The following is a 14,094-nucleotide window of genomic DNA, read 5'->3' as shown; positions in this document are numbered from 1 at the left end:
ATGTGTATAAGAGACAGCAATAGATTCTGTTGTTATCCCAGCTTCATAACCCAGCTTGCGCAGAGGCGTCAGAGCTGTATTCTTCTCTGGGGGTCTTGGATTAACAGTCATTTGAAAACTCCTTTCAATAAGTAAATTATAATTAGTAAGTAAGTAAGTAAATAAGTAATTCATTTTCTTTATTATAATTTTCTGTATTTTGATTGTCAATCATTTTTGTACTCAAGTACACATTTGTATGTTGTATACTTTTTGTACTAGGAATAAAAAACCTGCATGGCAGTCATTTCCCGCCATGCAGATCTTTTTAAGCTCTATTTGTTCTGTTTTATACTTTTACTCCACCTTATTCTCTTCCGCAAATCTTACCAATTTATTGGACGTATTCTTGATAAACTCCTTCTTTCGCAGGATCAGCTTCCTGATTCTGCGGTAGAGCGGTGCTGTCTTGTTGATCTTGTCCACTTCTTCCCACAATATCGTCTTGATATCCTGATCCGTCGGTTCTGTCGGAAGTTCTTCACGGATAAATTCCATGTCTGGCCGGATCGATGCCACGATGGAAATATCGGATTCGCCCGGCTGTGTGCTGCTGAACACAAACGACTCCTCAATGTATGGACTCAGGGAAAGCTGATATTCCAGCTCCTCCGGATAAACGTTCTTGCCGTTTTTCGTAATAATAACATTCTTTTTTCTTCCGGTGATATAAGCATATCTATTTTCATCGATATATCCCAGGTCTCCCGTGTGGAACCACTGATTTTCATCGATAACGGCCGCTGTTTCTTCCGGCATCTGGTAATACCCCATCATCACGTTGTCGCCGCGAATGCAGATCTCTCCTATGCCTTCCTCGTTCAGATCCACCGTCTTCAGCTCAAATCCCGGGAAGCACACACCGATGGATGACGGGTTTGGGGCAGTGTCCGGATTGAGTGCTCCCATTGGAGAACACTCCGTCAAACCATACCCCTGCAGCGCCAGGATTCCGAAATCACCGATCCCGTTGAGTACCTGCGGGTTGATGGCCGCACCGCCGCAGATCATCAGGCGGAGTCTTCCTCCAAACACAGAGGTGATCTGACGGAACAATTTCCCACTCAGATCCAGACCGATTTTCTTCGTCAACCGGTTGAGCCCGATCATCCGCTTCACCAGTTTTTCCTTGCCCTGCTTACGAATATTCTTCCATATGGTTCGATACAGATTTTCGAAGATGGCAGGAACGCCGAGAAACATGGTCGGACGAACCTCCTGCAGATTTTTCACGATGTATTTCAATCCCTGACAATACCCGATGGCCGCGCCTTTATAAAGCGGCATCAGGAACCCGCATGTGCACTCATACGTATGGTGCAGCGGCAGCACCGAGAAGAAGATATCCCACGTATTTACTTTCAGAACCGTCGGAGACACCATCAGATCCGCCGCCAGGTTTTTATGATTCAGCATAACGCCCTTGGAAGCTCCTGTAGTCCCGGAGGTGAACAAGATCACGCTCATGGCGTCGCTGTCGATTTCTGCCTCCACAAACTGCCTCTCGCCCTTTTGCAGAAGCGCCTTTCCCTCATCGATCAGTTCCGATAACGAGAAAACGCCTTCCGTTTCCTTTTCAGCAAAAAAATCCACCAGCATCAGAGACTGATCCAACTCCGCAGAGATCTCCTGGAAAACGCTCCGGTATTTAGAAGAGCACAATACGCAGGAAACTTCCGCACGCTGAACAAGATGCTTCAATTCTTCCTTTGAAAGTTCCTTGTCCAGAGGGACAACGATCCCCGTTCCGCAGATGACCGCCAGATAAGAGATCGCCCACTCACTGCTGTTTTCTCCTATCACCGCAATGCGCTTCCCCTGCAGACCGTGATGGATCAACGCCGTACCGAGTCCGTTGACTTTTTCTATCATCTGTCTGTAGGAGATCGCTGTAAAAGTCTCATCACCTTTATACTTCTGATAAAAAGCCGTGTTGTCTCCGTATAGCTCCGCACTCGTTTCGATCATGTGCTTGATGTCCGTGATCGGCCGGCTGTCCTTATATTTTACGAACTCCCTGCGATCCGCTTCGATACGAGACACAATTCCTTTCGCCCACTCCATATCCTTCTGCTTTTTCTCGCTGAAAACAATATTAGATGTCATCGTCTGCTCCTTTTCCAGTCAACGCTCTGCAGTCTATTCTTCTGCTCTTACGCCGCCTTTCACTCTTCTGATCTTGCGTGTAGTAGTCTTTTCGAATTCGATGTCACGCAGCTTGATCCTCTTGACACGCTTGTAATTCGTCATCTTATCGTTGACTGTTTCCACATTTTCTTTGATGATATCGTGGATCTGCTCCTGAGACAGATCTGCACCGAATTTCTCATGGATCGCGTCGAAGTTCGGATATACCTCTGCAGTCACCACCGTATCGCCGCTCTTTTTTTCCAATACGCCATAAACGATCACTTCTTCAATATATGGCTGCTCAAGGAGCAGATATTCGATTTCTTCCGGGAAAATATTCTTGCCATTCTTCGTTACGATAACATTTTTCTTCCGGCCACAGATATAAAGGAATCCATCCTCGTCAAACCGGCCAAAGTCTCCAGTATAGAGCCATCCGTCTTTCAGTACTTCCGCCGTCGCTTCCGGATCCTTGTAATATCCCAGCATCACAGACGGTCCTTTGCAGATGATCTCTCCTACGCCTTCTTCATCCGGTTCGAAGATCCGTACTTCTGTCCCCGGCATTGGAGGTCCTACCGACTCAGCCTTGCTGTAATAATCTCTGTTTACCGCAATGATCGGCGCATTTTCTGTCATACCATAGCCCTGGATCATCGGGATCCCCAGCGCTTCATAATCGCGGATGACCTGAGGGTTTATGGCTGCACCGCCAGCGATGAACAGTTCCATATGATTGCCGATAGCAGAATGGATCGGCTCAAAGATCTTTCGCATCCGTTTGATATTGTTAAACATATGGGTCTTTCTCGCCAGATTCATCATAAACGTCATCTTGCCTGCAGAACCTGAGCTTTCCGCCTGCTTCCAGACTTTTTTATGCATCATCTCAAAAACTGCCGGAACGCCCACCATGACTGTGGCTTTCGATTCCTTCAGGTTCTGCTGCACATAACGAAGGCCCTGACAGATAGCGATAGACATACCCTGGTACAGCCCTGTAAACACGTGGCAGGTCAGCTCGTAAGTATGGTGCATCGGCAGAACCGACAGACCTACACCCGGTCTTCTGATCTTTACATACTTGGACATATTATATACGTTAGCCGCAATATTTCTGTGGGACAGCATAACGCCCTTGGAATTTCCAGTCGTTCCCGAGGTAAACAACAATGCGCACATTACATCCGGATCGATTTCTACATCCATGAACTGGCGGCATCCCTCCAGAAGCGCATTTCTTCCTTCTTCCATGACAGTTTCCCAGCTTTTTACATCCGAATCGATGCTTACCCCATTCATTCGGATACGCAGATCGACGCCACTGATTCCTTCCAGCGCATCCAGCGTCTTGTCTTCCACCTTGGCAGAGAACAGGATCGCATCCACTTCCGCGCGCACCAAAAGATTGTGGATCTCATGAGATGGCAGTTCTTTATCCAGTGGCACAGCGATACTCATACCGTTGACAGCTGCCAGATACGCGACGACCCACTGGTAGCTGTTTTCTCCAATAACAGCTATCTTTTTGCCTTTCATCCCCACCTTGGCAAAATATGTTCCCAGGCAGTCGATATCCGACTTAAGGGTACGATACGTGATCGGTACATATTCTCCTGCCGGGACTTCTTTGACAAGAAATGCCGGATCATCGCTGAAAAGCTCTGCACTGGAGCGGATCATATCCCGAAGATCTGTGATCTCTCTCACCTCATAGAGCACATCCTTATACTTTTTACTGTTCATGCATTACGCCTCCTCGTCCGGATTCAGGTACTCCTGCAAAAATTCCACGGCATCCGCAATACATCCGTCACAACTGCGGAGCACTTTTCCTGTGTCCACGCCCTTGATCTCGCGACAGATCACTGATCCATTCTTTTTCTGAAATTTTTCCGTCAGTTCCTTCATATCCTTATAACTCTGACGTTTCGTGGTCGGCACTTCCAGATTGCCGTCTGAAACGTTCATTCCCACGACAGCCGCCATTGCTGACACAGCTCCGCAGGTTCCCATTGTTCCCATTCCAAACCCAAAAGGCTCCATCAGCCGGAACACCTCTTTTTCATCCATTCCCAGCTGCTCACTGAACGCACATGCCACCGCCTGTGCACAGTTGTAACCTTTCTTGTGATTTTCCAAAGCTTTTCTTACCTCATCTGCCATATTACTTCGCTTCCTTTCCGTTATATTTTTCCGTCAGGATACGAGCTACATGTACCCCGCTGGCAGAAGCCTGCGACAGAGAATGTGTCACGCCGGAGCCATCTCCCAGAGCATATAGCCCTTCCACCTTTGTCTCCAGATTTTCATCTACTTCTACCTTGGAATTGTAGAATTTGACCTCCACGCCGTACAGCAGCGTATCTTCGTTAGCCGTTCCCGGTGCGATCTTATCCAGTGCGTAGATCATCTCGATGATATTATCAAGCTGGCGCTTCGGGATGACCAGGCTAAGATCTCCCGGCGTTGCTTTTAACGTCGGTCGTGTGAAGCACTTCTCCATTCTGCGGTCACTGCTTCGTCTGCCTTTCACCAGGTCTCCAAAGCGCTGCAGCAGCACACCGCCGCCCAGCATGTTGGAAAGTCTGGCTATAGACTCACCGTATTCATTACTGTCTTTGAACGGCTCCGTAAATTTATTTGATACCAGCAGCGCGAAATTGGTGTTTTCCGTCCGCAGTGCAGGATCTGCATAGCTGTGACCGTTTACTGTCACGATACCGTTGGTATTCTCCGCTACCACTTCTCCATATGGATTCATACAGAACGTCCGCACCATATCATTATATTTATCAGTCTTATATACGATCTTGCTCTCATATACATCATCTGTGATATGCTTGAAAATTTCTGCCGGGAGTTCCACTCTAACACCGATATCCACCCGGTTTTTCTTCTGTTTGATCCCGAATTTATCACAGACATCCGAGATCCATTTGGATCCGGAACGTCCCGTAGCCAGAACCAGATCTTTGCAGTTGAACACGTCACCCTTGTCCGTCATTACATTGAACGTTCCATCGTCTTCTCTCGTTACGCCGCTGATGGTGGTGTAAAACTGGGATTCCACCTTAGTCTTACAGTAATCGAAGATCCGCCCCAGGATCTTTACATTTCTATCCGTCCCCAGATGGCGCACCTTGGCTTCCAGCAGATGCAGGTTGTTGCGCAGTGCCGTCGTCTTCAGCTCCGAGCTTGCAGTCGAATACAGTTTCGCATCTGCACCCCCCATGCTGCAAAGCACCTGATCCACGTATTCCATCAGATCCATCGCTTCCTCTGTACCAACGTAATTATGGAGATCTCCGCCAAACTGTGTCGTAATATTGTATTTTCCATCGGAAAGAGTTCCTGCTCCGCCATAGCCGTTCATGATATGGCACGGCTCACACTTGAGGCAGTTGCCTGCGCCTTTCTTGATCGGACACTGCCGCTTTTCCAGCGGAGCACCTTTGTCCAGCATCAGAACACTGGCATCGATGTCCAGCTTCGCCAGTTCGTAAGACATGAACACGCCGCTGGCGCCTGCTCCTACGATGATGATGTCATATTTTTTCATAATTTCCTCCAACTCAAAAAATGGCACAGTTCTTTCGAACTGCACCCCTTTTTTCTTCCGTCATTTTCATTTATGCTTCTTCTACTGCCAATTGTTCAAACTCTTTTACTACTTTAGCGAATTCGTCCTCATCAGCGATGTCGATCAGTTCATAATCCTCTTCGTATTCTTTATATCCGTAAAGATATACATCTTCTGTTCCCAGCGGATTCAAAGCGATATACTCCTTGCCCAGTGCGTCGAACACACCCAGTATCCCACATTCTTCCTCTTCGCCATCGTCAAATTCCAGCGTCAGAATATCATCTTCTTCGTAGCCGTACAGTTCTTTTTTCTCAGCCATTTAGTTCCTCCATCGTATTAAGAAAATACAACTTTCTCATATTTTTTGTTATAGCATTACTATACCACTATGCGCGAGGTTTCGCAATACGAAAATATGTCCAAACGTTTTCTGCCGTCCGGGCATTCATGCCGGGAGCAGCTTCCAGCTCTTCACGGCTGGCCTGCCTGATCCGCTCTACACTTCTAAAATGCTCCAGCAGAGCCTTCCTTCGCACAGGACCTATCCCTTCGATCTCATCCAGAACGGATCCGGAAGCATGCTTGTTTCGCAAAGTCCTGTGGTATTCGATGGCGAATCGATGCACTTCTTCCTGCATCCTGCCGATGTAACGGAAAAGCATCGGTTTTCCCTTTAGCGGGATTTCTTCATACACAGGTTCTTCTTTCTGCAAAGCTGCCTCCGCAGGATCTTTGCAGAGGTTTTTACGGTAGATCAAGGCTCGCGTCCGATGCTTATCGTCTTTTACCATGCCGACCACCGGGATATCAAATCCAGCCGCCTCCAAAACTTCCAAAGCCACAGCCACATGACCTTTGCCGCCATCCATGAAGATAATATCCGGAAGCACTTCGAAAGCTTCATCTCCTTCCATGACACGCCGGAATCGGCGAGATAATACTTCTCGCATGGAGCCATAGTCATCCTGTCCTTCGATAGTCCTGATCTTAAACTTCCGGTATCCTTTTTTATCTGCTTTCAAGCCATCAAATGTCACCATGGCACCAACAGTATCGACTCCGTTGGTATTAGAGATATCATATGCTTCCGCGCGAAAGTCTCTTCCGTCATATTCTCCAGAAGCTGCGTTCATTTCCTTTAGAACCGCGAATACTTCGCTGCCCAGACTCTGCTTTCTTTCCCGTGCCGCCTCTGCCCTTTCATCGATGGTCTTGACCATTTCAATGACATCTTTTGCCGCCATATCCACCAGAGCTTTTTTCTCACCTTTCTGTGGACGGTAAAGCTTCACGTGATACCCTGCAAGTTCACTGAGATACTCTTCCAGCGCCGCACAGTCTTCAGGCGTATGTGTCAACAGGATCTCCTTCGGGAAATTGGGCATCTGGCTGTAATGCTGATTGAGAAATGCTGCAACGAGTTCCTGCTTGTTTTCTTCCCAGGAAGACTCCATCTCATAAGTCTCGCGTCCCACCAGCTTACCTTCCCTTACAAAGAAAATGACCATATGGACCTCTTCCTGTCCCCTTGCCGGGATCACAATGTCGATGTCCGCTGCCTGATGCATAACGACGCGCTGAGTTGCCGACAGAGCTTTTGCAGCCTCGATGTAATCACGATACTGGGCAGCTTCCTCAAAATTGAGAGCTTCAGAAGCTTCCAGCATCCGCTCTTTCAGCCGTCCAAGGATCTTACTGTTTTTTCCGTTGAGGAATTCCCTTGCCCCCTCGATGCTTTCCATATAGGTCTGTCGATCCACTTCACCACTGCAAACACCTTTGCACTGATTTATGTGATAGTTCAGGCACGGGCGGAACCCTGGCGGAAAAGATGTGGCAGAGCATCTTTTCAATGCGAAACTGGCGTTGAGAAGATCCACGATCTTATTGACTGCGCCCGCATCGCTGTAAGGCCCGAAATACCTGCTCCCATCTTTCTTAACGATCCGGGTCTTGATGATACGCGGATACTCTTCATTCGTGATCTTGATATACGGATATGTTTTGTCATCCCGCAGCAGTATATTGTATTTCGGACGGTATTTCTTGATCAGATTGCACTCTAAAATCAGCGCCTCCGTCTCGCTTCCCGCCGTGATATATTCAAACTCCGCGATCTGGCTCACCATGCTCCGCACTTTTGGAGCCATGTTTTTCGTGGACTGAAAATACTGGCGCACCCGGTTTCGCAGCGACACTGCCTTACCGACGTATATTATATTTCCAAGGCGATCCTTGTGCAGATAAACTCCCGGCGTATCCGGAAGATTTTTTAGATTTTCTTTTATATCAAACATTGCGATTAAACGGGTCTTTCTCCCGTTCCCGAGCTCTTCTTCTGATGGCTCTGTTACGCTGTGCCTTTCTGCGAGCCCGTTTTTTTCGCCGCATCCGCCTGAGGATCAAAAGTATCAGGATCACTAAGACGGCTGCGATCAGCAGTCCCACCAGGAAAACGCCACGATCCTCGTCAGCGATACCGATATAAGAGAGGATCTCGCCTTTCTTTGCAGTTTCCAGGGTGACAAGCTTCGCTTCAGCAAGCTTTTTGTGATTTTTATCATAGGCGGTCACCGTTCCCACCTGTACGCCTTTTTTGACAGGTGTCGTCAGCTTCTCCTCTGACAGTTTGACTTCTGTTGTAATGCCCTCGCCCTTGTCTTTTTTAGCCAGGGTCAGATCCAGATCCTGTGTCAGACCTGCTTCAACCGAGTGCAGATCACCACGCCTAACTTTCACTTCTTCTAAAGCCTTTCCACCTTTTTTTGCCGTGTATGTACGGTAGTTGGCAAAGCCGTAATCCAGCAGTTTGGTCACATCTGTAAAGCGCTGATCTTCTCCGGAATTCAGTGAAACAGCGATCAGTTCCGTATTGCCTCGTTTCGCGCTGCCGCAAAAGCAGAAGCCTGCCGTCTTGCTGGTCCCGGTTTTCACTCCGGTAATGCCGTCGTATACGCCAAGGCATGGATTGGTCGTCTTCAGTTTTCTTTCTTTCGACAGATTCGTTGCCGGGATCTTGTAATGTGTCGTCGTCACCAGCTTGCGGAAGGTTGGATTTTTCATAGCTTCCCGCGCCATCATGGAAATATCATACGCTGTCGTCCAGTTGTGCTCCTGTCCATCCGGATTCAAGCCATTAGGATTGTGGAATGTGGTATTTTTTGCTCCGCACTCCTTTGCTCGCTCGTTCATCATTTCTGCAAAGGTATCGAAATCCCCGCCTACTGCAATAGCAAGCACCTCGGCAGCATCATTAGAAGAGTGTAGCATGAGCGCATGAAGCAGATCCTTTACCTTTAATGTTTCTCCCTTTTTAAGCGCAATATTCTGTCCCGTCGTCACAGGATCATGGGTGATCGTCACCTCATCATTCAGATCCATGTTTTCCAGGGTCAGAAGGCAGGTGATGATCTTGGTGATGCTGGCCGGATCCCTTGGTTCTTCTGCATTCTTTTCATAAAGGATCTTGCCGCTTCCCCCGTCGATCATAATAGCACTGGTTCCCTTTACCTCCGGGATGCCTTCCAGGATCGTCGTTTTCTCCAGCGGATACACAGTGCCTTCCGGAGTCGTATAGGTTTTCTTGTTCTTTGCAGCAAAAGACGGCACTGTTCCCGTCAGGAGCAGTGCCGCGATCATCATGATTATTAATAGATAGCTGCTTTTCTTGGAGAAAGCTTTCACTATTTATTTTCCTCCTCGAATTTCTTCATGAAATCGATCAGTGCGTCAACACCTTCCATCGGCATTGCGTTGTAAATGCTGGCACGCATTCCTCCGATGGATCTGTGTCCGCCCAGGTTGTGCAGATTAGCAGCCTTGGCTTCCGCAACGAATTTCTTATCCAGATCCGGATTCCCTGTTACGAACACTACGTTCATCAGCGATCTGTCTTCCTTGTTTACAGGGCAGTTGTACAGGCTGCTCGCATCGATATAATCGTAAAGCTTATCAGCCTTCTCTACGTCCAGCTTATGCATTGCCGGTACGCCTCCCATGTCCTTGATATACTTGAACACTTCACCTGCTACATAGATGGAAAAGCAGTTCGGTGTATTATATGTGGATCCGTTATCTGCATGGATCTTGTAGTCCAGATAAGTCGGTACGTTCTCCTTGGCAAAACCGATGAGATCTTCTCTCATGATCGCAACAGCGATACCGGAAGGCGCCACGTTTTTCTGCACGCCTGCATAGATCAGCCCGAATTTCGTTACATCGATCTCTTCAGACAGAATGCAGGAGGACATATCTGCTACAAGCGGGATATCTCCTGTGTCCGGGATATACGGATAGTGTGTTCCGTAGATCGTATTGTTCAGTGTGATATGTACATAATCAGCATCCGGACGGAAATCTTCTCTGTTCACCTTCGGAATATAGGAGAAAGTAGAATCTTCAGAAGATGCTACGATCTTGATATCGCCGAATTTTTCTGCTTCCTTGGCAGCTTTCTTGGCCCATGTTCCTGTGATGACATAGTCAGCCTTGCCGGACTTGCGCAGCAGGTTCAGCGGAACCATGGCAAACTGCAGTGTACCGCCTCCCTGGATAAACATTACCTTGTAATTGTCAGGGATATTCATGATGTCACGCAAGTTCTGTTCTGCATCGGCCAGAATCGCCTTGAATTCAGCGGATCTGTGGCTCATTTCCATTACGGATTCCCCGCATCCTTTATAGTTTGCCAGATTAGCAGCTACATCTTCGATCACCGGTAACGGCAGCATCGATGGACCTGCCGAGAAATTATAAGCTCTTTCGTTACTCAATTAGGTCACCTCCATATTTTAATTCATCATTTTCTTGAGTATAAGCTGATAAGTAAAAAACCTTTATAATGGAATCCATTATACCACTTTACCCAACTGGCGTAAAGTGGTATACTATTCAGTAAATTAAGTTTTTCAAATGTGTTCTTCGGAACACGGTTTTTACTTTATAATTCCAAGTCGAGAGGTGAACAGATATGTACAAAATTGGAACACTTAACAAAATCTCACCGGTTGGTCTGGCACGTCTGACAGACGACTATACAGTCGTAGAAGACATCGCAGAAGCAAACGGTATTATTCTCAGAAGCTACGACATGCACGAGATGGAGCTTTCTGACAATCTGCTGGCAGTAGGAAGAGCCGGAGCTGGTGTAAACAACATTCCGCTGGACAAATGTGCAGAACAGGGGATCGTGGTATTCAATGCTCCGGGTGCTAACGCCAACGCAGTAAAGGAACTGTGCCTGACCGGCATGCTGCTGGCGGCAAGAAACGTTCCTGCTGGTCTGGCATGGGCTTCCACCCTGACCGGAACAGAAGGTGTCGGCAAAGCAGTAGAAAAAGGCAAGGGTCAGTTTGCCGGAACAGAAATCAAAGGCAAGACTTTAGGGGTGATCGGCCTGGGTGCCATCGGCGTTCTTGTAGCCAACGCTGCAGAAACTCTTGGCATGAAAGTCATCGGATATGATCCGTTCCTGTCCGTTAAAGCTGCGCATTCCCTGTCCAACACCATCGATATCGTGGATGCTTTGAAGGATCTGTATCCGCAGTGCGATTACATATCCATCCACGTTCCTGTAATGGACGATACGAAAGGTATGATCGATGCAGAAGCCATCGCTCAGATGAAGGACGGCGTTGTATTCTTAAACTTCGCCAGAGACAAACTGGTTAATGATACTGATATGCTGGCTGCCCTCGAAAGCGGCAAGGTAAAGAAGTATGTAACAGACTTCCCTAACGATGCAGTTATCGGCAAAGAAGGCGTGATCGCTACTCCGCATCTTGGCGCATCCTCTGCAGAAGCAGAAGACAACTGTGCTGTTATGGCGGCTGATGAGATCATGGATTACCTGGAAAACGGCAATATCGTGAATTCTGTAAACATGCCGGCCTGCACGCTGGGACCTAAGAAGGGAACCAGGATCGCAGTCATCTCCAAGGCTGACGCCGGTGCTCTGGAAAAGGTTGCCGCTATCGCAGACGGCGATGTGATCAACAAGACGAGAGGCGACTACGCTTACACGCTTGCTGAAACTTCCGGCGATGTAGATGCTGCTGCTTTAGAAGGAGAAGGCATCATCCGCGTACGGATTTTGAAATAAAAAATAAAATTTTTCTATCTCCAGCCGTAGTTGTATGGTTGGAGATATTTTTATGCGGATTTGATTTGCAGGCAGCGCCTGTATTCTAAAGGAGTCATGCCCAGTGATATATCTGGTGCGAGTTAGGATGAATGCTGACGGACTCCATCTCAGGAATCGCTTTCTGTTCTCTCAGCGAAAAAACTGGAGATTCGAATATCGAATCTCCAGCTGTGTTTTGTTATTCTTTTTTTCAGACCTCAAGAAACTTTGATTAGTCCGTATTGCTACGACGCTTTTGTCTTGCTCGGAAGATTGAGCAAGGGTACGCTATTCAATTATTTGCTGTACTTTTTCTTTCTGCTGACAACCGTTGTGCCAATGGCTGCACCGCCGCTGACAAACAGCAGGGCAATCCACAAAGCAAGATTGCTTGTATCGCCGGTCTGCGAACTCTTATCGGATGTTTCCGGTTTGGTGCTGGCTGGCTTTTTCTCAAGAGCTGCAATCGCATCCTCGATATCCTTTGCCATCTTATCCACTTCGGATTGCTCGGTAATATTTTTACCACGGACAACGGCTTTGACAGCGGTTTCCACAGCAGAGAAGTCTTTGTACTCGTCCTTGTTCAGGGCATTTGCTTTGGCAATGGCTTCGTCGACCTTAGTGTAGTCCGCAGGTAAATAAGTCATTGCAATCGTCTGCGTGTGCGTTGCCGTATCAGCCGTAATCGTTATATTGCCGCTGTACGCTTTGCAGTTATCAGCTGTTACCTCAACAGGGTAAGTTCCTGCTTCCAAACTGACAGGGCCGGTAACCTCCTGACCATTTACTTTAACAACAACATTGGTCAGACCGTCTGGCGTTACAACGAAAGAAACCGGATAGACAGCCTTTGTGATAAAATGAACATTTTTATAAAGCGCAAAGTACTGAGTACCGCTGGAAAGCAGGTCAATTTCTGTTCCTTCCGAGTCTACAGCTTTTGCATAGTTCAGGTGATAGCCATCGGCAATCACAGGCACACATTCATCGAAAATTGCAGGGATATTATTCTCATTCGTATTCTTTGCATCAACCTCTGCTTCTTCTACGGTGAAAGATCCGTTACCGCCCATCGGGTATTTACCGTCAGTGGTTACTTTGGCGCCTCCTTTGATCAGAATATTGCCTTTTACCCATATTGCACCGTCCGCAGTAGAGGTACAGTTTACCTCGCCGCCGTTAACCGTCAGATCACCTGCAGCATACAAAGCGGGATAATAGCTTGTTGCTTTAACTTTAGATGCAGCAAGTTCAATATCGCCGCCGTTTCCATCTTGATCTTTCCAGATATATGCTCCGTTGCGTCCGTCCTGAGTCGCCTTAAGCGTAACATCGGCGCCGTTTACAATCTTCAGCCTATGGGCATCGATTCCGGCATACAAGCCGGTGGAATCCACTGTTGCCCCGTCAATTTCGACCATTCTTCCGGCTATGCCCAATCCACCTTTAGAGTTTATTATGACCCTTGCTTTATCGGAAATCTTGACGTCAGCCCCTGTACTAATTCCATCGTAGTTTTTCCCGATAACGTTGATCACCAGTGTTCCGTCGCCGGTAATCTCGACAGAATTGCTGTAATTGAGGTATATTCCCACTCCTCCGCCGGTATCAGTTCGGGTAATACTATTTGTCCCGGTCAACCGTATCTTCAACGTACTGGGGATAGTCGTTTTAATACCGTAGTCTAACATGGTGTCGCTGTCAAGGGTAGCATTGTTCAAAGACAAGGTGTGAGTGGTCGGGTCATAGCTTACTGTTCCGCTGCAAAGATTATCCTTATTCTCAGACGTGACCTGTACGCCGTCTACCCAGATGTCGTAGGCCGTGGGTTCCGCTGCCAGTGCTGTGACAGGCAGGAGTCCAGCTACCATTACAATGCTGATTAGGATTGTCCACAGTTTTTTCTTCATAACAGTTCCTCCATTTTTCTAATTGTCTGCTTGTTTCTTTCTTCGGCAGCCGACATACCGAGAAAAGATGTGTTTACGGGTGGTAGTTAGGATTTCAATATCAAATCACCATCCTTCCGGCAAACGCAAAAAGCCGAAGCCAAGGCATAATGCGCCCTGTCTCCGGCAACCGATTCGTTATAAATTGTATGAAATAAGACTTGACACGCTGAAAAAACGGCACTATGCTCCTGCCGAGCCGAGCTGACAATGATTATCGCATTTCCGTTTGCCATAGTCAAGTCCTCCTCCCACAGTTTGTATGC

Annotated in this window: 11 protein-coding genes; 1 reads left to right on the top strand and 10 read right to left on the bottom strand. The window is 47.6% G+C overall.

Annotated elements, in window-relative coordinates; genetic code table 11:
* Positions 1-336: 336 nt before the first annotated feature.
* The 8 genes from H8876_RS02910 to serC form a co-directional block, all read right to left on the bottom strand.
* The gene (locus H8876_RS02910; protein WP_249286442.1) at positions 337-2,145 is read right to left on the bottom strand and encodes an AMP-dependent synthetase/ligase; all 1,809 of its coding nucleotides are present in this window, start codon (positions 2,143-2,145) and stop codon (positions 337-339) included.
* A gap of 33 nt (positions 2,146-2,178) precedes the next feature.
* The gene (locus H8876_RS02905; RefSeq protein ID WP_249286441.1) at positions 2,179-3,915 is read right to left on the bottom strand and encodes an AMP-dependent synthetase/ligase; all 1,737 of its coding nucleotides are present in this window, start codon (positions 3,913-3,915) and stop codon (positions 2,179-2,181) included.
* 3 nt (positions 3,916-3,918) lie between these two features.
* Positions 3,919-4,335, bottom strand: coding sequence for a C-GCAxxG-C-C family protein (locus tag H8876_RS02900; RefSeq protein WP_249286440.1), 417 nt, complete (start codon positions 4,333-4,335; stop codon positions 3,919-3,921).
* Between the two features lies 1 nt (position 4,336).
* Positions 4,337-5,731 carry an NAD(P)/FAD-dependent oxidoreductase gene (locus H8876_RS02895; RefSeq protein ID WP_177265694.1) on the bottom strand — a complete coding sequence of 465 codons (1,395 nt, stop codon included), beginning with the start codon at positions 5,729-5,731 and terminating at the stop codon, positions 4,337-4,339.
* A 70-nt stretch (positions 5,732-5,801) separates the two neighbouring features.
* Positions 5,802-6,074 carry a DUF1292 domain-containing protein gene (locus H8876_RS02890; protein ID WP_177265695.1) on the bottom strand — a complete coding sequence of 91 codons (273 nt, stop codon included), beginning with the start codon at positions 6,072-6,074 and terminating at the stop codon, positions 5,802-5,804.
* Between the two features lie 67 nt (positions 6,075-6,141).
* A complete protein-coding gene (uvrC, locus tag H8876_RS02885; RefSeq protein WP_249286439.1) occupies positions 6,142-8,052 on the bottom strand; it encodes an excinuclease ABC subunit UvrC in 1,911 nt (636 codons plus the stop codon).
* A complete protein-coding gene (locus tag H8876_RS02880; RefSeq protein ID WP_249286438.1) occupies positions 8,045-9,439 on the bottom strand; it encodes a serine hydrolase in 1,395 nt (464 codons plus the stop codon). Before H8876_RS02880 ends, uvrC begins: the two co-directional genes overlap by 8 nt.
* Entirely contained in the window at positions 9,439-10,527 is a 1,089-nt protein-coding gene (gene serC, locus H8876_RS02875; protein ID WP_283241734.1) for a 3-phosphoserine/phosphohydroxythreonine transaminase, read from the bottom strand. Before serC ends, H8876_RS02880 begins: the two co-directional genes overlap by 1 nt.
* A gap of 197 nt (positions 10,528-10,724) precedes the next feature.
* Here serC and H8876_RS02870 point away from each other — a divergent pair, with 197 nt between their 5' ends.
* A complete protein-coding gene (locus tag H8876_RS02870) occupies positions 10,725-11,855 on the top strand; it encodes a 3-phosphoglycerate dehydrogenase family protein (protein WP_249286437.1) in 1,131 nt (376 codons plus the stop codon).
* A 317-nt stretch (positions 11,856-12,172) separates the two neighbouring features.
* Here H8876_RS02870 and H8876_RS02865 read toward each other — a convergent pair whose 3' ends face one another.
* A complete protein-coding gene (locus tag H8876_RS02865; protein ID WP_249286436.1) occupies positions 12,173-13,789 on the bottom strand; it encodes a carbohydrate-binding domain-containing protein in 1,617 nt (538 codons plus the stop codon).
* Between the two features lie 86 nt (positions 13,790-13,875).
* On the bottom strand, positions 13,876-14,064 hold the full coding sequence (locus tag H8876_RS02860; protein ID WP_249286435.1) for a hypothetical protein: 189 nt from the start codon (positions 14,062-14,064) through the stop codon (positions 13,876-13,878).
* Positions 14,065-14,094: the final 30 nt, after the last annotated feature.

This window comes from Lentihominibacter faecis, assembly GCF_014306095.1.
GTDB lineage: Bacteria > Bacillota > Clostridia > Peptostreptococcales > Anaerovoracaceae > Lentihominibacter > Lentihominibacter faecis.
Note: the sequence above shows the minus strand (reverse complement) of the source record. Positions and strands in the feature narration are given on the sequence as shown.